Below are 18,830 nucleotides of genomic sequence, written 5' to 3' on the forward strand. Positions count from 1 at the left end.
ACTTAATCTCTTCAGCGGAAAGCCGCCCATGTCGCTCTTTATCTTCCTTACCGTTGTGCAGGCCATTGTTGCCGCCATGCTGGTCGCCGTGATCCTGATGCAGAAGTCGGAAGGTGGCGGCCTGGGCGTGGGTGGTAGCCCGGCCGGGCTGATGTCAGCGCGCGGGGCGGCGGATTTCCTGACTCGCTCGACCGCAGTTCTGGCCACGCTGTTTGTGGTGCTGAGCATTGCCCTGGCGGCAATCGCGGCCAGCACCGCGTCGGGCAGCGGGCTTGATACCTCGCTCAATCGCACCGTCGCTCCGGCTGGCCCGCCGGTCAGCGCCGATCCGCTGGCCGTCCCGGCTGCCAGCCCGGCGGCTCCGGCTGCGGGCGCTTCGGCCCCGGCAACTGCTCCGGAAGGTCCGGCCAAGCAGTAAAAGTCTGGCCCGCTTTGCGGCGGGCCGTTTCTCCGAACTTGTGGATTGCGGCAGGCAGTGCTTGCCCGCGACCACCTTTATTGCTTAAGGCCCGACTCCCATGGCGCGGTTCATTTTCATTACCGGCGGCGTGGTCTCCTCGCTTGGCAAAGGTCTTATGGCGGCAAGCCTTGCAGCGCTGCTGCAGGCTCGCGGATTCAAGGTCCGCATCCGCAAGTTCGATCCCTATCTGAACGTCGATCCGGGCACGATGAGCCCCTATCAGCACGGCGAAGTCTTCGTGACCGACGATGGCGCGGAGACCGATCTCGACCTGGGCCACTACGAACGCTTTACCGGCGTTTCGGCGCGCCAGGCGGACAACATCACGTCAGGCCGGATCTATCGCGACATCATCACGAAGGAGCGCCGTGGCGATTACCTGGGCGCGACGGTCCAGGTCGTCCCGCACGTAACCGACGAGATCAAGCGCTTCGCCCTGGCCGATACCGACGACCTCGATTTCGTGCTGTGCGAAATTGGCGGCACGGTCGGCGATATCGAAGGCCTGCCCTTCATCGAAGCGATCCGCCAGCTGCGCAACGAGCTGGGGCGTGACAAGTTCTGTTCGGTCCACGTCACGCTGGTGCCCTATGTTTCGGCCGCCGGTGAGCTCAAGACCAAGCCGACCCAGCACTCAGTCCGCGAACTGACCAGCCTGGGCGTCCAGCCAGATCTGCTGCTGTGCCGCTGCGAGCATCCTTTGCCCGAAAACGAGCGCGCCAAGATCGCGCTGTTCTGCAACGTCCGCAAGGAAGCCGTGATCCAGGCGCTTGATGCCAGCAGCATCTACGCCGTGCCGCTGCAGTACCATGCAGAGGGCCTCGACGCGGAAGTGCTGCACCATTTCGGCATGACGAGTGCGGCGCCGGATCTGTCGCGCTGGGTCGATATTGTCGACCGCTATCAGCATCCGGAAGGCGAAGTGACGATCGGCGTGGTCGGCAAGTATGTCGGTCTGCCGGACGCCTACAAGAGCCTCAACGAGGCGCTGGTGCACGGCGGCATGGCCAACCGGGTCAAGGTCAACATCAAGTGGATCGATGCCGAACTGTTCGAGGCGGGCGACGACGAGATCGTCAACCGGCTTGAGCCGATGCACGGCATCCTGGTGCCGGGCGGCTTCGGGGTGCGCGGCTCGGAAGGCAAGATTGCCTCGGTCCGCTTCGCCCGGGAACGCAAGGTGCCGTTCTTCGGCATCTGCCTTGGCATGCAGATGGCGTGCATCGAGGGCGCACGCAATACGGCTGGGATTGCCGGGGCGGGCTCGACCGAGTTTGGCGAGCCGGCCGAGCCGGTGGTTGGCATCATCACCGAATGGATGAGCGCCGAAGGCCTGCAAAAGCGTGGTGCCAATACCGACCTTGGCGGCACCATGCGGCTGGGGGCCTATGAGGCGAAGCTTGGCGCCAATAGCCACGTGTCCTCCGTTTATGGCGGCGCGACGACCATTTCGGAACGCCACCGCCACCGCTACGAAGTCAACTCAGCCTATCGCGATGCGCTTGAGCAGGGTGGGCTGGTTTTTTCGGGGATGTCGCCCGACGGGCTGCTGCCCGAAATCGTCGAACGGCCGGACCATCCCTGGTTTATCGGCGTCCAGTTTCACCCGGAACTGAAGAGCCGGCCGTTCGATCCGCACCCGCTGTTCGCCGGGTTCATCGCTGCGGCAGTCCAGCAGGCGCGACTGGTTTGATAGGTCTGGCTAACGCAACGTAGGCAATTGCAAAGATTGCGCTTGCAATGGTCCGGTCGTTTCCCTTAGCCGGGACCAAGGGGGCCGCAGCGAAATTCAGGGCTTGTCGATGGTCTGATCGTCTATTGCGACCCGGACGATCAAAGACGCGACGAGGCGGCGCGAAAGCGTCGCGGGGGTGGAGCCGCCAGGCCCCACCCCCAATTCATTAAAATCGTTGGAAATCAGGCGGCAACACTGCTTTCGTCAGCTGTGTCGCTCACCACGCTCAGTGCCTTCAGGGTGCCAACCGGGATCTTCTTCGGCTTCATCGCCTCCGGCACTTCGCGGACCAGATCGATGATCAGCAGGCCGTCCTCAAGATTGGCGGCTTCAACCCGGACATAGTCGGCCAGTTCGAAGCGGCGCTCAAACCCGCGCTGGGCGATGCCGACATGCAGGAACTGCCCGGCCTGGGGCTCTTCACCCTTGCGGCCCTGGATCACCAGCAGGTTCTGCTGAGCGGTAATCTCGATATCCGCGGGCTTGAATCCTGCCACCGCCAGGGTGATGCGATAGCTTTCCTCGCCGCGGCGCTCGATGTTGAACGGGGGGTAATTGTCACCGCTGTTCAGACGGTTGTGGTTTTCCAGCAGATCGAACAGCCGATCAAACCCAACCATGGTGCGGCGATAGGGGGTAAAGTCAAAACGGTTCATGGCAAAATCCTCCAATGAGCAATTCTGGTTCAAGGCAGGACCCGTTGTGGCGCCCTGCCGCTTGGCATCATCCCCTTGCGGACCATGACACCGCCACCGATGTATGCTAGCCGCAGCCTGTTTCAAGAGGAGCCCGCATGTCCGCGCCGAAAGTCGATATCTACACCAAGTGGGGCTGCCCCTTTTGCGTGCGCGCCAAGGCGCTGCTCGATGCCAAGGGTGTCTCTTACAACGAGATCGACATTACCTTCGGCGGCAAGGATCGGGATGAGATGCTGCGCCGTGTGCCCGGGGCCAGCACAGTGCCCCAGGTGCTGGTGGACGATCAGGCGCTGGGCGGCTGCGATGACATCATGGCGCTCGATTCCGCGGGCAAGCTTGACGCGCTGCTAGGCCTGTAAGCGCGCCCGATGACCCGTATCGCTGTCTTGCAGACGACCACCGGGATCGACCCGGCGGCCAATGCACAGACCCTGGTCAGCGCGATCGGCGCGGCGGCGAGCGGCGGGGCCAGCATGCTGTTCACGCCCGAGATGTCCGGCCTGCTCGACCGCGACCGGGCGCGCGGCAGCCAGCATATCGTGCCGGAAGGCCAGAACCCGGTCCTTGCAGCGGTGCGTGAAGCGGCCGCCGGGGCAGGGATCTGGGTTGCGCTGGGCAGTCTGGCCGTCGCGCGCGCGGATGGGCGCTGGGCCAACCGCAGCTTCACGATCGATCCAAACGGGGTGATCGCGGAGCGGTACGACAAGATCCACATGTTCGATGTCGATCTGGCGACGGGCGAGAGCTGGCGCGAATCCAGCGCCTATGCCCCTGGTGAACAGGTGGTGACGGCCGATCACACGCCGCTCGGCCGGCTCGGCCTGACGATCTGTTATGACCTGCGCTTTCCGGCGCTGTTCGAGGCGCTGGGCCAGGCGCATTGCGATGCGATTGCCATTCCCGCTGCCTTCACCCGGCCAACCGGCGCGGCGCACTGGCACGTGCTGCAACGCGCACGCGCGATTGAGGCCAGCGCCTATGTCATCGCCGCTGCGCAGGTGGGCAAGCATGAGGATGGGCGCGAGACCTATGGCCACAGCCTGGTGATCGACCCGTGGGGTGAGGTGCTGCTCGACCTGGGCGGTGAGGAACCCGGCCTCGGCTTTGCGGAGATCGATCCAGCGCGCATCGCCGAAGTGCGCGCGCAGCTCCCCAGTCTTGCCAATCGCCGGCCGATACACACATAGGCCGCGCCATGATCGTGTTTGACCTGATCTGTCAGCCAGCCGGGCATCGCTTCGAAGGCTGGTTCGCTTCATCCGAAGCCTTTGTCGAACAGCAGCGGCGCGGGCTGGTCGATTGTCCGCATTGCGGTTCCAGTTCGGTTGCCAAGGCGCCTATGGCCCCGGCTGTGCCAAGAAAGGGCAATCAGGTGTCTGTCCCCGCACAGCCCGCCCAGGCCGCCCAAGTCGCTTCGGGCCTCCCGCCAGAAGCCTTGGCAGTCATGGAAAAGCTGGCAAAAATGCAGGCCGAAGCGCTCAAGCAATCGCGCTGGGTGGGCAAGGATTTCGCTGAAACGAGCCGTGCCATTCACTATGGCGAGCGCGAAGCCGAAGCGATCCACGGACAGGCGACGCTGGAACAGGCCACGGAACTCCTGGAAGAAGGCGTGGCCGTAATGCCGCTGCCGTTCCCCGTAGTCCCGCCCGATCAGGCGAACTGATTGCCAGCCCCGGCGCCGCGCCCTAAGGGAGGCGCGGGCGCCTGTAGCTCAGCAGGATAGAGCACCAGATTCCTAATCTGGGGGCCATGGGTTCGAATCCCGTCAGGCGCACCACTTAGGCGGCCATCTGCAGACTGCGCGCCGGCCCCCGTTTCCCACGCTCGCGTCCGCGCTCTGGCTCAGGCTTCTGCATCATGCGGTAGCCAAAGGTCACGCGTGAGGTGATGTGGAACTCCCCCACCTTGGCGCGCAGGCGACGCATGGTGTGGTAGACCATGTTCTCGGTAAACTCCGGCTCAAGCGAAGGATCGGGCCAGAGCCATTCGATCATCTCTTGCTTGCTGACTGGGTTGGGGCAGCGCAGCATCAACAGCAGCAGCGCCTCGGCTTCGTACTCGGTAAGTTTGACGGTAAATCCTGTAACCGTGCATTCACTCCGCAGATATTGCGGCCAGGTCATGCTCACCGCCATGACCTTAGGCTCCCGACTGGCATTCTTGCGATCCCTGCGCCCCCGCAGTTATGGCGACCCGCTTTCGCCGATGGGGACTGCTGGCCGCTTCGCAGCGTGCTGCCAATCGATTGTGCGACGGATCGCTCAGGATTTACGGTAGTTCACCCGGAACAATCGGCGCTTGATGCTCTCAACAAATCCAGCCGAAGTCATTCTGTAGCGGGGTTGATTTCGTACCAAGGGCAACTTGTTGATATTGATTCATTTTTCTGCTGCGCCCGGAAATTAGGACGAATCCTCATACTTTCCACTTGAATCGCTGAATCGAATATGATTCTAAGTTAACCATGGGTGGGCGAAACGAACCGAACATAATCAGTCAGAACCTTCGGCAGGCATCCCCCCTGTTTGCCCTGCTGTTCCTGCTCGGCCTGGCCCTGGCCGGACCCAGCGGCATCCTGGCCTGGAGCGAATACAACCGCACTCTGGCGGAAAAGCACGCCCAGCTCGAAAAGTTGAAGGCCGAACGGGATGTGCTCAAGAACCGCGTTGCCCTGCTCAATCCCGACAATGTCGATCCTGACATGGCCGGCGAATTGCTGCGCAAGGATCTCAACGTCGTCCACCCCGACGAGATGGTGATCCTGCTCAACTGATCTGCAGCTGCGCCGCCATGGCGCGGCGGCCTGCTCAAAAATACGAATGCACCGGTTTCCCTTACGGCACTCCCGCCCTATAGGCGGCTGAAGAGGATTCCACCCCAGGGGACCACAATTGGCCAAGAAACCGACTGCCGCGAAGGCTGCATCCGCCGCTGCCGATGAAGGCTTTGCGCTGCGCAGCCTGCAAGAAGCGCATGCCGCCAACAAGCGCTATGCCGCCAGCGATGAAGAGCTGCTGACCTTCTATGAACAGATGGTGCTGATCCGCCGCTTTGAAGAGCGCGCCGGCCAGCTTTACGGCCTAGGCCTGATTGGCGGCTTCTGCCATCTCTACATCGGCCAGGAAGCCGTCGCGGTGGGGCTGCAATCGGCGCTCGATGGCGAAAAGGACAGCGTGATCACCGGCTATCGCGACCACGGCCACATGCTGGCCTATGGCATCGACCCCAAGGTGATCATGGCCGAGCTGACCGGACGCGCCGCCGGCATTTCAAAGGGCAAGGGCGGGTCGATGCACATGTTCAGCGTCGATCACAAGTTCTACGGCGGTCACGGCATTGTCGGTGCCCAGGTGCCGCTGGGCGCGGGGCTGGCCTTCGCGCACAAGTATCGGGGCGATGGCGGCGTCTGCATGGCCTATTTCGGCGATGGTGCGGCCAACCAGGGCCAGGTCTACGAAGCCTTCAACATGGCGGCGCTGTGGAAGCTGCCGATCGTCTTCGTGGTTGAGAACAACGGCTATGCCATGGGCACCGCGGTCAAACGCGGCTCGGCGGAGACTGAGTTCTACCGCCGCGGCACGGCCTTCCGCATCCCGGGTATGGATGTGAACGGCATGGACGTGCTGGAAGTGCGCGCCGCTGCCGAAATCGCGCTCGACTATGTCCGCGCCGGCAATGGTCCGGTGCTGATGGAGCTCAACACCTATCGCTATCGCGGCCACTCCATGTCCGATCCGGCCAAGTATCGCAGCCGCGAGGAAGTGCAGGAAATGCGCGACAAGCACGACCCGATCGAAGCTGCCAAGGCCGAACTGCTGGCGCGCGGGATTGCCGAGGAGCGCATTAAGGATATCGACAAGCGGATTCGCAGCATCGTTGCCGAATCCGCTGATTTTGCAGAGAATTCACCGGAGCCTGAAATGACCGAACTCTACACCGATGTGCTGGTGGAGAGCTACTGATGGCGATCGAACTCAAGATGCCCGCCCTGTCCCCGACCATGGAAGAGGGGACGCTCGCCAAGTGGCTGGTCAAGGAAGGCGATACCGTCAAGTCGGGCGATATCCTGGCCGAGATCGAGACCGACAAGGCGACGATGGAATTCGAAGCCGTCGATGAAGGCGTGATTGGCCAGATACTGGTTCCGGAAGGGACCGAAGGGGTCAAGGTCGGCGCAGTCATCGCTGTGATTGGGGAAGAGGGTGAAGCAGCTCCTGCCCCCGCTCCGGCAGCTCCCGCCGCTGCCGCTCCGGTTGAAGCGGCTGCACCGGTCGAGGCAGCTGAACGTCCGGCGCCGACGCCGCGCAAGGCCGATCCGGCGATCCCGGCCGGCACCAACATGCAGGTCTCGACCGTCCGCGAAGCACTCCGCGATGCCATGGCTGAGGAAATGCGCCGCGACGACCGCGTCTTCGTGATGGGCGAGGAAGTGGCCGAGTACCAGGGCGCCTACAAAGTCACCCAGGGTCTGCTCGAGGAATTCGGGCCGCGCCGGGTGATCGACACCCCGATCACCGAATATGGCTTTGCCGGGATCGGTGCTGGCGCGGCGATGGGCGGCCTGCGCCCGGTTATCGAATTCATGACCTTCAACTTCGCCATGCAGGCGATTGACCACATCATCAACTCTGCCGCCAAGACCAACTACATGTCGGGTGGGCAGATGCGCTGCCCGGTGGTGTTCCGCGGGCCCAATGGCGCCGCCAGCCGCGTGGGGGCGCAGCACAGCCAGAACTATGGCCCGTGGTACTCCAATGTCCCTGGCCTGGTCGTGATCGCGCCTTATGACGCGGCCGACGCGAAGGGCCTGCTCAAGGCCGCGATCCGCTGCGATGACCCGGTGGTCTTCCTCGAAAACGAACTGGTCTACGGCCGCAGCTTCGAGCTGCCAGAACTGGATGACCACGTCTTGCCGATCGGCAAGGCGCGGATCATGCGCGAAGGCAAGGATGTGACGATCGTGTCCTATTCGATCGGCGTCGGCCTGGCGCTTGAAGCGGCCGAAGTGCTGGCGGGTGAAGGGATTGATGCCGAAGTGCTCGACCTGCGCACGCTGCGCCCGCTCGACAAGGACGCGGTGCTGACCTCGCTGGCCAAGACCAACCGGCTGGTCGTGGCCGAAGAAGGCTGGCCGCAGTGCTCGATCTCGTCCGAAATCATGGCGATCTGCATGGAAGACGGCTTCGACCACCTCGATGCCCCGGTCCTGCGCGTTTGCGATGAGGACGTGCCGCTGCCCTATGCCGCGAACCTCGAGAAGGCCGCGATCATCGATGCGCCGCGGATTGCCGCTGCGGTGCGCAAGGTCTGCTATCGCTGAGGCCGGGCAGGGCGGGTGATCAGTTCATCTGCCCCGGATGGCTGAGTGCCATCATACCGTTATCCGCGCTAGCGCGGGAAGGGCTGCGAAATGTCGCAGTCGTCCCGCGCGCAGGCGCTGTCAGGCGATAAATACCGTCTGGGTGTAGGTAATCGGAATCGCGTCGATCCCGATGATGCCCAGCATCGATGGGATGCTGTACTGCAGCTGGATCGTGCGCTCGCTCGCGCCGTCTACGCGGGTCGGAACCGAGGTAACGGTGGCTGTCAGGCGGCTGCCCTGCAAGCCATAGGGCGAGTCGGTGGCGACTTCCCGGGCATATTGCTCAAGCTGGGTATTCGTATCGCGCAAGGTCATGTTCGAACGGGCCGCGGCATCTTGGGCATCGGTAACGGCATAGCGCGCGACTTCGCCAGCAACCGAACGCAATGCATTATAGTTCTGCATGCCAATGCCGAACTGGAGCACGCCCAGCAGCATTGCCAGCATCGCCGGTCCGATCAGGGCGAACTCGACCGCAACCGATCCTTTCGAATCGCGGCGAATTGCCGGCAAGAAGGTGGATTTGTAGCTCATGTCTGATTCACCAGGACATAGCGATCAACATTGAAAAGAAGCGCGCTACCAACGCCAAACTGGGTCCAGACCGGGTTATAGGTATCGTCCAGCTGGATGAGAACGAAGTTGGCGACCTTGACCCCGACACAGGAACTAGCGCTGTTGACGAAGCTCGAGGCAGTGCCGCAGCGGAACTTCTGGGTGACCGTCACCTGCGATGAGTCAAGCCCGGTCTGGGCCACGATTACGTCCTTAAGGACAGCGCGCTTGTCTGCCGTATCGGGGGGCGCTGCCATGGCAATCGATGCCGCCTGCGCGGCAGCTTCCTGCAGTTCGGTCTGGCGGGCGACAATCTCCGATACCTGGAACGCGCCCAGGCTCATCAGGATCAGCACGGGTGCCACGATCGCTGTCTCGATCATAACTGCGCCGCGCTGGTTGCGGGCGAGCTGGCGAAGGGAATGCAAGGCCCGCATCATGCCACCAGTCGCACCGATGCCGGGCGCTCACCGATTTGCATGCCGCCGTCGCTATCGGGGGCGCAGAAATTGGTCAGGTTGGCCGAGCCGGTGATCCAGAACGTGTCGGAAACCAGCATGATGCAGCGGCTGCCGCTGCTCATGTTGCCGTTAATTTTGACTTCGCGGGACGGCATGTAAAGAATACCGTTCAAGTCAAGCGTGGCGTTACCGTTGATATCGAAGTCGCTGGTATTGTTTTTGTCGAAGAACAGCATGTTCTTCATTTTCGCTGCATCGCTGGCGCTGACGCCATAAGTTCCCGTCAATGTCGCTTCGCTGATGCCCGAAAGCGTGACGATCGAGGTGGAATTGATGCGAATGTCGTTCGAGCTGCCCGTCATCACGAACATCACGTTTGAACCTGATACCGCCCGGTTGTTGCCGAAATCGATCGAGCCGCTGATCCAGTAGATGCCGGGCTGGAACTGGGTGTCACAAGTGATGTTGATACCGGTGTAGACGCCAGGCAGCGGGCGGGCGATGCCATCGCTGGCGCCCGTCGTGACCGGACCCGTCACCGTACCGATCGTGGTGGTGGTGGTGGTTACTGGACGCCGCCAGATCCGGTTCTGGCCGGATCCGCTCACGTTTTCCCAAGTACCGTTGGTTGGGCCAACCGTAGTAGTACCAGGTGTCGGGGCAGTGTAATAGGTCGTGGTCGACGGGCCGGTGGTCGAATCGGACGGGGCCATGTAACCGGCCTGGCCAGAAGTGACCGTAATGTTGGTGCCATTGCTGTTCGCGCCGCGCCGATACTCATACGTGATTACGGTGCGGACGGTCACAGGTGCGGTCCAGCTGGTCGTGCCGGTCGAGAATGTCGGGCAGCTATAGGTGCGCGAAGGCTGTCCGGCTGAGCTTGGCGCATCTAGGCCGGCGTAGGGGTTGGACAGGCCGGTCACAAATTCATGGATCGTGCCGTTGTTCGAGAAGGTATCCTCGATCCCGCCCGCCGAGACGATATCCCCTAGCTGGACCTCGGAATCGCCTGTTTCGACGATCGCCTGCGTGCCGGTGGAAAGCGCGCCAACCCCGCAGTTCGATCCGCCGGTGATCGCGTTCCCGAAGATGGCCGAGCGGTTCTCGGTCGGGTTCACCGACAAGATGCAGGTTCTGAAGGTCTGGCTTTGTGAGAATGTTGCAGTGGCGCTGGCCGCTACCACGGTATCGCCGCCCGTAATGAAGGTGGTAAAGGGCAGCGATTTGCTGGCCGTGGCCGTTACCTGGACAGCATTGTTGGTACCGCCATTGTAATTGCCAAGCGTCACAGTGGGGGTCGATGTCACACCACGGGTGGCGGCCAGGTTTGCGGTAAACTCCTGCCTTGCACGCGATACATAGGTGCTTGAGCTGGTAGTGGAGCTACGCGCCCAGGCCCCGGCCAGTGCGGCCTGGTCAACTGCGAACTGAATCTCGCGTTTCCACATGTACCACTGCGCAAAATCGACCGCGAGGCCCGAGCTGCCGATCAGCGCCGGCATGCCGAGCGCGACGAGCATCGTGGCATTGCCACTGGTGCTGCGCTTTAACTTGCGCATGGTACGACGAATCGAAGCGATCATGGCGCCCCCGCGAGTGGAATCGGTCTATTGCACGCTGGTTCTAGCCCAACGCTGGTTTGCACTCTTTGAAGGAAGCGGGTTAACATGGCGTTAGGCTGACGCGATCCGGGGCTTGCCTCATCGGCCCGGCGCGCGCAGAGGGCGCGGGCCTGATCCGGAGCTGATCCCCTGTTCGAAGCGACCCTGCCCCCCGAAGTCCGCCTGGCGCTGGCCTATGCGCCGGCCGCGCACCGTCAAACCCAGCTCGCCGCCTTTGCGCTGGATGCGAAGCTGGCGGACATTGTTGCTGGCGCGCGTGAGGTGCTGTTGGCGCAGATCAAGCTGGCCTGGTGGCGCGAACGGCTGGCGGAGGAGCCAGCGTCTCGTCCTAGGGGGCAGCCACTGTTGGTGGCGCTGGCAACGTGGCGCGGCTCGACCGAACCCTTGCAGGCTCTGGTCGATGGGTGGGAGGCCATGCTCGATCCGGATCAGCCCGACCTGCAGGCCCTGGCAGAGGCCCGCGCGGCGCTGGGGCGTGGTCTGGCTGAACAGGCGGGCCTGCCCGCGTCGGCACAAGCAGCGGGCGCGGCCCTGCACGGATGGAGCCTTGCCTCTTCTGAGGCAGGCGGGGAACTCCCCAAGCTCAGCCTCCCGCCCGAATTGCGGGCGCTCGCGGTGCTCCACGGCCTGGCCCGGCGGCGCAAAGGGCAGCTGCCGCTTCTGGAAGGGCCATTGGCCTTGGCAGCCGCGATCCGGATCGGCATGATAGGGCGCTGAAACTACACGAGGAAAGGCTTGGCGATGAACCGGACCGTGCTGGGTGCTGTCGGGGCCTTGTTACTTGCGGCCACCGGTCTGTTCTGGTGGCAGGGCCGCGCTGCGGTGGAAAGCGCCGCCCCGCCGCCGCCAACCCTGGCGGAGATTCCGAACGAGGGCGATCTGGAAGCGATACCGACCGAAGACGGCGAGGGGATCATGGGGGCGGCCTTGCCCGAGGTGGACGAGGAGACGCGGGAAGAGCGCCGCTTCAACCGGCTCGACCGCAACCGCGACAACCTGATCAACCGCAGCGAAGCGCTTCAGCCGCGCGTCGCCATGTTCCGCAAGCTCGACAAGGATGGCAACAACCTGCTGAGCTTTGAGGAGTGGGCCGTCGCCACTTCAAACCGCTTTAAGGGCGGCGATGCCAATGGCGATGGCCAGCTGACCCGCGCGGAGTTTGCCACCACGAAGCCCAAGCAGGCCCAGCGGCCCGGCTGTCGCTGCTAGGCGATCCAGCCGGCCAGATCGGCCTTGGCGCGGGCGGTATAGGCTTCCTTGCGAACCTTCTTCTTCACGTCGGGCGCGACCGGCGGGAACAGCCCGAAGTTCACGTTCATCGGCTGGTAGCATTCGGCCTCGGCATCGCCGGTGATGTGCGCCAGCAGCGCGCCCAGCGCGGTTGTGCGGGGCGGCGGTGACCAGTTCTGCCCGCTTGCTTCGGCGCCCGCCATCAGGCCCGCCAGCAGGCCGACGGCAGCGCTTTCGACATAGCCTTCGCAGCCGGTGATCTGCCCGGCAAAGCGGATGTGCGGTGCCTTCTTCAGCCGCAGTTGCCGGTCGAGCAGGGTGGGCGAATTGAGGAAGGTATTGCGGTGCAGCCCGCCCAGCCGCGCAAACTCCGCCTGCTCCAGCCCCGGGATGGTGCGGAACACGCGGACCTGTTCGGCGTGCTTCAGCTTGGTCTGGAAGCCGACCATGTTCCACAGCGTGCCCAGCTTGTTGTCCTGGCGCAGCTGGACCACGGCATAGGGCCAGCGGCCATTGGGATGCTCGGGCGTGGCCCAGTGCGGATTGTCTAGCCCGACCGGTTTCATCGGCCCGAACCGCAGCGTTTCAACCCCGCGCTCGGCCATCACCTCGATCGGCATACAGCCGTCGAAATAGGGGGTGCTCGCTTCCCATTCCTTGAACTCGGTCTTCTGTCCGGCCAGCAGCTCTTCGCGGAAGGCCAGGTACTGGTCCTTGGTCATCGGGCAGTTGATATAGTCGCGCCCGTCACCGCCCATCTCGAGCGAGGCTTCGGCGCCCTTGTCCCAGCGGCTGGCCATCCAGGCGACGTCCATGTTGATGGATTCGCGGTAGACGATCGGGGCGATCGCATCGAAGAAGGCCAGGCTGTCCGCCCCCGTCGCCGCGCCGATCGAATGCGCCAGCGCCTCGGCCGTCAGCGGCCCGGTCGCGACGATGGTAAGGCCGGCCGAGGGCAGCACGTCGATCCGCTCGCGCACCACTTCCAGGGTCGGCTGGGCAGCAAGGGCTGCCTCGACCTCGGCCGAAAAGACATCGCGGTCAACTGCCAGCGCCGAACCCGCCGGCACCCGCGCCTTGGCCGCCGCCGCCATGATCAGCGAATCGAGCTGGCGCATCTCGTAATGCAGCAGGCCAACGGCGTTCTTCTCGTCATCGTCAGAGCGGAACGAGTTGGAACAGACCAGTTCGGCCAGGCCCGCGGTCTGGTGCGCCGGGGTCATCTCGCCGCCCCCGCGCATTTCTGAAAGGCGCACTTTCAGCCCGCGCTTGGCGAGCTGCCAGGCGGCTTCGCTGCCGGCCATGCCGCCGCCGATGATGTGAACGTCGTATGCCATGCCCGCGCCCCTAACGCTTGCAAGGCCGACAATCCAGCGGCAAGCCTGCGCACGAGGGAAGGGGAGACCAAATGCCGCATCGTGCCCTGATCGAGAAACGACCCTGGCTGCTGGCCAGCCTGGCCGCGGGGATCGGCTTCTGGCTGCTGAAGGACACCGGCCTGCCGGGACTCTATCAGATCGCGCTCAAGGGCGCGGGGGTGGCGCTGCTCGCGGTCTATGCCCTGGCGCGGCACAAGGGGCACGATGCCAACACGATTGCCGCGGTCATGGCCTTTGGTGCCCTGGGCGACGTATTGATCGAGTTCAAGCTGGAGGCAGGGGCAGTCGCCTTCCTGATTGGCCACCTAATCGCCATCCGGCTTTACTGGCAGCATCGCCGCACCCGTCCTTCCGGCACGCAGCAGGCGGCAGCGCTGGCGCTGCTGGTGCTGACCCCGTTGATCTCGTTCCAGCTCGGCGGGGCGATGGTGGCGCTCTATGCCGTGGGCCTGGGCGGCATGGCAGCAAGTGCCTGGCTGAGCAGCTTCAGCCGCTACCGCGTTGGCGTTGGCGCCCTGATGTTTGTCGCTTCGGACCTGCTGATTTTTGCTCGGTTAGGCGTGATGGCGGACAGCCCGTTGCCTGACCTGCTGATCTGGCCGCTCTACTATTTCGGGCAGTTCCTGATCTGCACCGGCGTGGTGGGTGAGCTGCGGCGGCGGCAAGACTTGCCGGTGACGCCGGCCTGACCTAGGGCGCAAGGCTATGAGCAATTGCCAGCTTTACCTGATCTCACCGCTCGATGTGGGCGGCACTTTCCCCGAGCGGCTTGCCCGCGCCCTCGATGCGGGTCCGGTCGCGGCCTTCCAGTTTCGCGTCAAAGGCATTGATGAGCACGAGGCGGTCCGACTGGCTGCGCCGCTCCAGGCAATCTGCGCAACGCGCGAAGTGGCCTTTATCGTCAACGATTCGATTAGCCTGGCCAAGCGGATTGGTGCCGATGGCGTGCACCTCGGTCAGGACGACGGCACGGTCGAGGAAGCTCGCCAGCGGCTCGGGCGCGAGGCGCAGATTGGCGTGACCTGCCACGACAGCCGTCATCTCGCGATGGAAGCCGGTGAGGCCGGGGCCGACTATGTGGCCTTCGGGGCCTTCTTCCCGACCACCACCAAGGAGGTGAAGCACCAGGCCGGCACTGACCTGCTCGAGTGGTGGCAGGCGATCATGGAAATCCCCTGCGTCGCGATCGGCGGGATCACGCCGGACAATTGTGCGCCGCTGGTTGCAGCCGGGGCAGACTTCATTGCCGTGTCCGGCGCGGTCTGGAATGGCGACGAGGCAGAGGCGGTCCGTGCCTTTGCGAAGGTGTTGGCAGCCGCCTAGCGGTTGTTCTGCACCCGGCGGACGCAGCGCAGATCGGTTTCCTTGCCGTTTGCGTTAAGCTCTCGCAGGAAATTGTTCGACAGCTGCCGGAATTGCTGGCCCTTTTTGGGGCCGCTGGTCATGACCACGAAGTCCCCGGTCAACAAGTAGGTCCCGCGCCCTTCCGAAGTCGAATAGCGTGAACCGTTATGGACCGAAAAGTCCTGCGCATCCTGCCGAATGCCGGCCGGGCCGGTTGCGTCGCCGGGCAGCTCACAAACGTAGAAGCCTTGCTGCAGGACGCCGATTTCGCCGCCGGGAACGGGCTTGATCGGCTGGGCCGGGGCGCAGGCCGCTAGGCCGGCAAGCAGGAACAGGGCGCGGGTCATGTCCTAACGCCTAGCAGCACCGGCGCGGCCATGCCAGCCACCTAGCGTCCGCACCTTGCCCGATGCGCCGCCAAGCGCTAAGGGCGCGCCTTCACCCGCCACTGGCGGGGGGCTCTTTCTCAATCCAGCAAGGCAGGCGTTATGGCCAAGATCAGCGGCGTGGACATTCGTCCCGGTAACATTCTCGAATACGAAAAGGGCATCTGGAAGGTTGCCAAGACCCAGCACACCCAGCCGGGCAAGGGCGGGGCCTTCATGCAGGTCGAGATGAAGAACCTGATCGACGGCCGCAAGACCAACGTCCGCTTCCGCAGCCAGGACACGATCGAGCGCGTCCGGCTCGACACCAAGGACTTCCAGTTCCTCTATGCCGAGGGCGATGACCTGGTGTTCATGGATGTCGAGACCTACGACCAGATCACCTTGCCGTCCGACCTGCTCGGCGATGCTGCGGCTTTCCTGCAGGACGGCATGACCGTGCTGCTGGAAATGTATGACGAGCGTCCGATTTCGGTCCAGCTGCCCGAACAGGTCGAAGCGACGATCGTCGAGGCCGACGCCGTGGTGAAGGGGCAGACCGCCTCGTCCAGCTACAAGCCGGCGATCCTCGATAATGGTGTGCGCGTGATGGTGCCGCCGCATATCGAAAGCGGCACCCGCATTGTGGTTGACGTTTACGAGCGTTCCTACGTCGGCAAGGCGGGCTAAACCACTCATGACAGCCATTTCGGGCCTCATTCGCGTGATGGAAAAGGCCGCCCGCAAGGCGGGTGGCCGCTTGCGCCGTGACTTTGGCGAGGTCGAGCACCTTCAGGTCAGCCGCAAGGGGCCGGCCGATTTCGTGTCCAAGGCCGATCAGCACGCCGAGCGCACTTTGTGGGACGAGCTGCGCGCGGCGCGTCCGGGCTGGGGCTTCCTGATGGAAGAAGGCGGCGAGATCGCCGGTGAAGAAGGCAAGCCCCGCTTCATCATCGATCCACTCGACGGCACCAGCAATTTCCTCCACGGCATCCCGCATTTCGCGATCTCGATCGCGGTGCAGGAACCGCGGCTTGACGGGAAGGGCTGGGGCGAGATCACCGCCGCCCTGGTCTACCAGCCGGTCACCGACGAGAGCTTCTGGGCCGAAAAGACCCGCGGTGCCTGGTTGCAGGATCGCCGCCTGCGGGTCTCCTCGCGCCGCCACATGGACGAAAGCCTGATCGCCACCGGCATTCCTTTTGCCGGGCGTGGGGACAGCGTGGAATGGACCAAGATCTATGCCGCGCTTGCACCACAGGTTGCCGGCATCCGCCGCTTCGGCGCCGCTTCGCTGGATCTTGCCTGGGTGGCGGCCGGCCGCTTTGACGGCTTTTGGGAAAGCGGCCTATCGCCGTGGGACACGGCTGCAGGGTGCTTGCTGGTGCGCGAGGCCGGTGGTTTCGTGTCTGACTGGCGCGGTGTGTCCCAGCCTGTTTGCGATGCCCAGGTCCTTGCCGCCAACGATGTGCTGCATTCAAGGCTGCACAAGTCGCTGGTCGGCGGCCTGAAGGCGTAAGGCATGACTTGAACCCGCGCGGCCGCGCGGCTAAGCCGCGCGGCGTTGCAGGAGCCCCTGTGGCGGAATGGTAGACGCGAACGACTCAAAATCGTTTGTCGCAAGACGTGCCCGTTCGAGTCGGGCCAGGGGCACCATTTGCGGGATTGCTAGAGCCGGCTCTGCCGCCTAGCCTTGCCGCATGAAGTACATCCTCCCGTTCGCCGCCCTTCTGCTTGCCTCCGCTGCGCCGGCGCAGGCCGATCCGATTCGTGACCAGGTTGCGGCCGAGCTGCCCAGCCTGATGGAGATCTATCGCGATCTCCACCAGCACCCGGAACTGAGCTTTCAGGAAGTCCGCTCGGCCAAGATCATGGCCGATGCGGCGCGCAAGGCCGGGTTCGAGGTGACGGAAGGCGTGGGCCGGACCGGCGTGGTCGCGGTGCTGCGCAACGGTCCCGGTCCGGTGGTGCTGGTGCGGGCGGACATGGACGCACTGCCGGTGATCGAGCAGACGGGCCTCCCCTATGCCTCGAAGGCGCGGGGGGTTTCGACTGCTGGCGTCGAAAGCGGCATCATGCATGCCTGCGGACACGATACCCACATGGCGGGGTGGATTGGGGCCGCACGGGTACTGGCGGCCAACAAGGCGAAGTGGTCAGGGACGCTCGTGATGGTTGGCCAGCCGGCCGAGGAGATCAACCTCGGCGCGTTGGAGATGATCAAGGACGGTCTGCTGACCCGGTTTCCAAAGCCGGACTATTCCATCGCCTTTCATGACACCGCCGAACTGCCTTCGGGCACGGTTGGCGTGAAAGCGGGCTTCGCCCTCGCCAACGTCGATAGCGTCGACATCACGGTCAAGGGCCTGGGCGGCCACGGCGCCTATCCGCACACCACCAAGGACCCGATCGTGCTCGCCAGCGCGATCGTGATGCGGCTTCAGACCCTGGTCAGCCGCGAAAGCAACCCGCTTGATCCCAGCGTGGTCACGGTCGGTGCCTTCCATGCCGGGGCCAAACACAACATCATTTCGGACGAAGCGAAACTGCAGATCACGGTCCGCTCCTATTCCGATGCCTCGCGCAAGCTGCTGCTCGACGGGATCAAGCGGATTGCCAAGGCCGAGGCCATGGCATCGGGCGTCCCCGAAGATCGCATGCCCGCCGTCTCGATCATGGAGCCCTATGCCAAGGCGACCTGGAACACGCCCGAACTGGCCGAGCGGATGCGCGGCGTGCTGACCAAGCGGTTCGGCGCGGACCGCATCGCCAGCCCGCCCCCCTCGATGGCGGGCGAGGATTTTGGCGAAATCGCCCGTGCGGCCGGTCCCAAGACGCAGTCGCTGATCCTCTGGATCGGCGGACGGCCAGCGGCTGAGCTAGAGGCGGCGGCAAAGGAGGGGCGCCAGCTCCCCGGGCTGCACAGCCCGTTCTGGTCACCCGAGGCGGACAAGGTGATCGCTGCCGGCACCGAGGCGCTTGTTGCCTCGACCCTGGAGTTGATGCCGCGAAAGTAGCGCTTCTGCGATGAACCGATTTTGCGAATTATTCGCATTAAATTGATCGCTTTTGTCGATCAGCGAGCGCGGAAATTTCCTTTGGAATTGCGGGAACCTTTTGCCCATTGCGCAAAAGTCACGAATCCCCGCCAAAGGAGACACAACATGGGACTTAAGGGCTCGAAGACCGAGGAAAACCTCAAGGCTGCCTTCGCTGGTGAAAGCCAGGCGAACCGCCGTTACCTGTACTTCGCACAGAAGGCTGACATCGAAGGCCACAACGACGTTGCCGCCGTGTTCCGCTCGACCGCGGAAGGCGAAACCGGCCACGCGCACGGCCACCTTGAATACCTCGAAGAGTGCGGCGATCCGGCCACCGGCGAACCGATCGGTGACACCGTTGCCAACCTGAAGGCTTCGATCGCCGGCGAAACCCACGAGTACACCGATATGTACCCGGGCATGGCCAAGACCGCCCGCGACGAAGGTTTCGATGAAATCGCCGACTGGTTCGAAACCCTGGCGAAGGCTGAAAAGAGCCACGCCGGTAAGTTCCAGAAGACGCTCGACGGCCTGCTCGCCGACGCGTGATCCATCTACGCCGTCCCGGGACCGTCCCG

Annotated in this window: 23 protein-coding genes and 2 tRNA genes; 18 read left to right on the plus strand and 7 right to left on the minus strand. The window is 63.8% G+C overall.

Translation table 11 applies throughout. The annotated features are described in order from the left end of the window. Window positions 1–28 precede the first annotated feature (28 nt). On the plus strand, window positions 29–418 hold the full coding sequence (gene secG, locus FRF71_RS11865; protein ID WP_147090849.1) for a preprotein translocase subunit SecG: 390 nt from the start codon (window positions 29–31) through the stop codon (window positions 416–418). A 100-nt stretch (window positions 419–518) separates the two neighbouring features. Beyond that, entirely contained in the window at window positions 519–2,153 is a 1,635-nt protein-coding gene (locus FRF71_RS11870; RefSeq protein WP_147090850.1) for a CTP synthase, read from the plus strand. 224 nt (window positions 2,154–2,377) lie between these two features. Here FRF71_RS11870 and FRF71_RS11875 read toward each other — a convergent pair whose 3' ends face one another. Further along, complete coding sequence (locus FRF71_RS11875; protein WP_147090851.1) at window positions 2,378–2,851, minus strand: Hsp20 family protein; 474 nt, start codon at window positions 2,849–2,851, stop codon at window positions 2,378–2,380. A gap of 137 nt (window positions 2,852–2,988) precedes the next feature. Between FRF71_RS11875 and grxC the strand changes: the two genes are divergently transcribed. From grxC to FRF71_RS11895, 4 genes are all read left to right on the plus strand, one after another. Next, on the plus strand, window positions 2,989–3,252 hold the full coding sequence (gene grxC / locus FRF71_RS11880) for a glutaredoxin 3 (RefSeq protein ID WP_147090852.1): 264 nt from the start codon (window positions 2,989–2,991) through the stop codon (window positions 3,250–3,252). Window positions 3,253–3,261: 9 nt separating this feature from the next. Further along, window positions 3,262–4,080, plus strand: a complete 819-nt coding sequence (locus FRF71_RS11885) for a carbon-nitrogen hydrolase family protein (protein WP_147090853.1) — start codon at window positions 3,262–3,264, stop codon at window positions 4,078–4,080. An 8-nt stretch (window positions 4,081–4,088) separates the two neighbouring features. Beyond that, window positions 4,089–4,556 (plus strand): DUF1178 family protein, encoded by a 468-nt coding sequence (locus tag FRF71_RS11890; RefSeq protein ID WP_147090854.1) that lies wholly within the window; start codon window positions 4,089–4,091, stop codon window positions 4,554–4,556. Window positions 4,557–4,593: 37 nt separating this feature from the next. Beyond that, window positions 4,594–4,670: transfer RNA gene (locus FRF71_RS11895), tRNA-Arg, on the plus strand. Window position 4,671: 1 nt separating this feature from the next. Here FRF71_RS11895 and FRF71_RS11900 read toward each other — a convergent pair. Next, window positions 4,672–5,016 (minus strand): winged helix-turn-helix domain-containing protein, encoded by a 345-nt coding sequence (locus FRF71_RS11900; protein WP_161597959.1) that lies wholly within the window; start codon window positions 5,014–5,016, stop codon window positions 4,672–4,674. A 341-nt stretch (window positions 5,017–5,357) separates the two neighbouring features. Between FRF71_RS11900 and FRF71_RS11905 the strand changes: the two genes are divergently transcribed. The 3 genes from FRF71_RS11905 (at window position 5,358) to FRF71_RS11915 (ending at window position 8,213) form a co-directional block, all read left to right on the plus strand. Further along, a complete protein-coding gene (locus FRF71_RS11905) occupies window positions 5,358–5,666 on the plus strand; it encodes an FtsB family cell division protein (RefSeq protein ID WP_147090856.1) in 309 nt (102 codons plus the stop codon). Window positions 5,667–5,784: 118 nt separating this feature from the next. Next, the gene (gene pdhA, locus FRF71_RS11910) at window positions 5,785–6,855 is read left to right on the plus strand and encodes a pyruvate dehydrogenase (acetyl-transferring) E1 component subunit alpha (RefSeq protein WP_147090857.1); all 1,071 of its coding nucleotides are present in this window, start codon (window positions 5,785–5,787) and stop codon (window positions 6,853–6,855) included. Beyond that, window positions 6,855–8,213 carry a pyruvate dehydrogenase complex E1 component subunit beta gene (locus FRF71_RS11915; protein ID WP_147090858.1) on the plus strand — a complete coding sequence of 453 codons (1,359 nt, stop codon included), beginning with the start codon at window positions 6,855–6,857 and terminating at the stop codon, window positions 8,211–8,213. Before pdhA ends, FRF71_RS11915 begins: the two co-directional genes overlap by 1 nt. Window positions 8,214–8,333: 120 nt before the next feature. Here FRF71_RS11915 and FRF71_RS11920 read toward each other — a convergent pair whose 3' ends face one another. The 3 genes from FRF71_RS11920 to FRF71_RS11930 are packed head-to-tail and all read right to left on the minus strand — an operon-like array spanning window position 8,334 to window position 10,830. Further along, window positions 8,334–8,789: a TadE family protein gene (locus FRF71_RS11920; protein WP_147090859.1), complete on the minus strand. Its 456-nt coding sequence runs from the start codon at window positions 8,787–8,789 to the stop codon at window positions 8,334–8,336. Continuing rightward, window positions 8,786–9,238, minus strand: a complete 453-nt coding sequence (locus FRF71_RS11925; protein ID WP_161597960.1) for a TadE/TadG family type IV pilus assembly protein — start codon at window positions 9,236–9,238, stop codon at window positions 8,786–8,788. Before FRF71_RS11925 ends, FRF71_RS11920 begins: the two co-directional genes overlap by 4 nt. 8 nt (window positions 9,239–9,246) lie before the next feature. Continuing rightward, on the minus strand, window positions 9,247–10,830 hold the full coding sequence (locus FRF71_RS11930; RefSeq protein ID WP_161597961.1) for a pilus assembly protein TadG-related protein: 1,584 nt from the start codon (window positions 10,828–10,830) through the stop codon (window positions 9,247–9,249). 231 nt (window positions 10,831–11,061) lie between these two features. Here FRF71_RS11930 and FRF71_RS11935 point away from each other — a divergent pair, with 231 nt between their 5' ends. Both FRF71_RS11935 and FRF71_RS11940 read left to right on the plus strand, forming a co-directional pair. After that, a complete protein-coding gene (locus tag FRF71_RS11935; RefSeq protein ID WP_345336111.1) occupies window positions 11,062–11,610 on the plus strand; it encodes a squalene/phytoene synthase family protein in 549 nt (182 codons plus the stop codon). Window positions 11,611–11,634: 24 nt separating this feature from the next. Next, complete coding sequence (locus FRF71_RS11940) at window positions 11,635–12,102, plus strand: EF-hand domain-containing protein (protein WP_147090863.1); 468 nt, start codon at window positions 11,635–11,637, stop codon at window positions 12,100–12,102. Here the strand turns inward: FRF71_RS11940 and trmFO are convergent. Beyond that, entirely contained in the window at window positions 12,099–13,460 is a 1,362-nt protein-coding gene (trmFO, locus tag FRF71_RS11945; protein ID WP_147090864.1) for a methylenetetrahydrofolate--tRNA-(uracil(54)-C(5))-methyltransferase (FADH(2)-oxidizing) TrmFO, read from the minus strand. The two genes, FRF71_RS11940 and trmFO, sit on opposite strands and share 4 nt — an antisense overlap. Window positions 13,461–13,531: 71 nt before the next feature. Between trmFO and FRF71_RS11950 the strand changes: the two genes are divergently transcribed. Together FRF71_RS11950 and thiE are read left to right on the plus strand one after the other, a co-directional pair. Beyond that, complete coding sequence (locus FRF71_RS11950) at window positions 13,532–14,191, plus strand: lysoplasmalogenase family protein (RefSeq protein ID WP_147090865.1); 660 nt, start codon at window positions 13,532–13,534, stop codon at window positions 14,189–14,191. A gap of 16 nt (window positions 14,192–14,207) precedes the next feature. After that, complete coding sequence (gene thiE / locus FRF71_RS11955; RefSeq protein WP_147090866.1) at window positions 14,208–14,825, plus strand: thiamine phosphate synthase; 618 nt, start codon at window positions 14,208–14,210, stop codon at window positions 14,823–14,825. Here thiE and FRF71_RS11960 read toward each other — a convergent pair. Continuing rightward, window positions 14,822–15,193, minus strand: a complete 372-nt coding sequence (locus FRF71_RS11960; RefSeq protein WP_147090867.1) for a hypothetical protein — start codon at window positions 15,191–15,193, stop codon at window positions 14,822–14,824. The two genes, thiE and FRF71_RS11960, sit on opposite strands and share 4 nt — an antisense overlap. A 141-nt stretch (window positions 15,194–15,334) precedes the next feature. On the opposite strand from FRF71_RS11960, the gene efp reads away from it, so the two are divergent. The 5 genes from efp (at window position 15,335) to FRF71_RS11985 (ending at window position 18,801) form a co-directional block, all read left to right on the plus strand. Continuing rightward, a complete protein-coding gene (gene efp / locus FRF71_RS11965) occupies window positions 15,335–15,901 on the plus strand; it encodes an elongation factor P (protein WP_147090868.1) in 567 nt (188 codons plus the stop codon). A gap of 7 nt (window positions 15,902–15,908) precedes the next feature. Beyond that, complete coding sequence (locus FRF71_RS11970) at window positions 15,909–16,730, plus strand: inositol monophosphatase family protein (protein ID WP_147090869.1); 822 nt, start codon at window positions 15,909–15,911, stop codon at window positions 16,728–16,730. A gap of 53 nt (window positions 16,731–16,783) precedes the next feature. Continuing rightward, window positions 16,784–16,867: transfer RNA gene (locus tag FRF71_RS11975), tRNA-Leu, on the plus strand. 44 nt (window positions 16,868–16,911) lie between these two features. Beyond that, on the plus strand, window positions 16,912–18,228 hold the full coding sequence (locus tag FRF71_RS11980; RefSeq protein WP_147090870.1) for a M20 metallopeptidase family protein: 1,317 nt from the start codon (window positions 16,912–16,914) through the stop codon (window positions 18,226–18,228). Between the two features lie 147 nt (window positions 18,229–18,375). After that, window positions 18,376–18,801, plus strand: coding sequence for a rubrerythrin family protein (locus FRF71_RS11985; protein ID WP_147090871.1), 426 nt, complete (start codon window positions 18,376–18,378; stop codon window positions 18,799–18,801). Window positions 18,802–18,830: the final 29 nt, after the last annotated feature.

Source organism: Novosphingobium ginsenosidimutans, assembly GCF_007954425.1.
Taxonomy (GTDB): domain Bacteria; phylum Pseudomonadota; class Alphaproteobacteria; order Sphingomonadales; family Sphingomonadaceae; genus Novosphingobium; species Novosphingobium ginsenosidimutans.

Bases quoted from the DNA above. Each gene is read 5' to 3' on its own strand.
- efp (WP_147090868.1), top strand. From the start codon at position 15,335: ATGGCCAAGATCAGCGGCGTGGACATTCGTCCCGGTAACATTCTCGAA.
- trmFO (WP_147090864.1), bottom strand. From the start codon at position 13,460: ATGGCATACGACGTTCACATCATCGGCGGCGGCATGGCCGGCAGCGAA.
- thiE (WP_147090866.1), top strand. From the start codon at position 14,208: ATGAGCAATTGCCAGCTTTACCTGATCTCACCGCTCGATGTGGGCGGC.
- FRF71_RS11980 (WP_147090870.1), top strand. From the start codon at position 16,912: ATGAAGTACATCCTCCCGTTCGCCGCCCTTCTGCTTGCCTCCGCTGCG.
- FRF71_RS11985 (WP_147090871.1), top strand. From the start codon at position 18,376: ATGGGACTTAAGGGCTCGAAGACCGAGGAAAACCTCAAGGCTGCCTTC.
- FRF71_RS11890 (WP_147090854.1), top strand. From the start codon at position 4,089: ATGATCGTGTTTGACCTGATCTGTCAGCCAGCCGGGCATCGCTTCGAA.
- FRF71_RS11920 (WP_147090859.1), bottom strand. From the start codon at position 8,789: ATGAGCTACAAATCCACCTTCTTGCCGGCAATTCGCCGCGATTCGAAA.
- secG (WP_147090849.1), top strand. From the start codon at position 29: ATGTCGCTCTTTATCTTCCTTACCGTTGTGCAGGCCATTGTTGCCGCC.
- FRF71_RS11950 (WP_147090865.1), top strand. From the start codon at position 13,532: ATGCCGCATCGTGCCCTGATCGAGAAACGACCCTGGCTGCTGGCCAGC.
- FRF71_RS11885 (WP_147090853.1), top strand. From the start codon at position 3,262: ATGACCCGTATCGCTGTCTTGCAGACGACCACCGGGATCGACCCGGCG.
- FRF71_RS11875 (WP_147090851.1), bottom strand. From the start codon at position 2,851: ATGAACCGTTTTGACTTTACCCCCTATCGCCGCACCATGGTTGGGTTT.
- FRF71_RS11930 (WP_161597961.1), bottom strand. From the start codon at position 10,830: ATGCGCAAGTTAAAGCGCAGCACCAGTGGCAATGCCACGATGCTCGTC.
- FRF71_RS11970 (WP_147090869.1), top strand. From the start codon at position 15,909: ATGACAGCCATTTCGGGCCTCATTCGCGTGATGGAAAAGGCCGCCCGC.
- grxC (WP_147090852.1), top strand. From the start codon at position 2,989: ATGTCCGCGCCGAAAGTCGATATCTACACCAAGTGGGGCTGCCCCTTT.
- FRF71_RS11900 (WP_161597959.1), bottom strand. From the start codon at position 5,016: ATGACCTGGCCGCAATATCTGCGGAGTGAATGCACGGTTACAGGATTT.
- FRF71_RS11940 (WP_147090863.1), top strand. From the start codon at position 11,635: ATGAACCGGACCGTGCTGGGTGCTGTCGGGGCCTTGTTACTTGCGGCC.
- FRF71_RS11960 (WP_147090867.1), bottom strand. From the start codon at position 15,193: ATGACCCGCGCCCTGTTCCTGCTTGCCGGCCTAGCGGCCTGCGCCCCG.
- FRF71_RS11915 (WP_147090858.1), top strand. From the start codon at position 6,855: ATGGCGATCGAACTCAAGATGCCCGCCCTGTCCCCGACCATGGAAGAG.
- FRF71_RS11905 (WP_147090856.1), top strand. From the start codon at position 5,358: ATGGGTGGGCGAAACGAACCGAACATAATCAGTCAGAACCTTCGGCAG.
- FRF71_RS11870 (WP_147090850.1), top strand. From the start codon at position 519: ATGGCGCGGTTCATTTTCATTACCGGCGGCGTGGTCTCCTCGCTTGGC.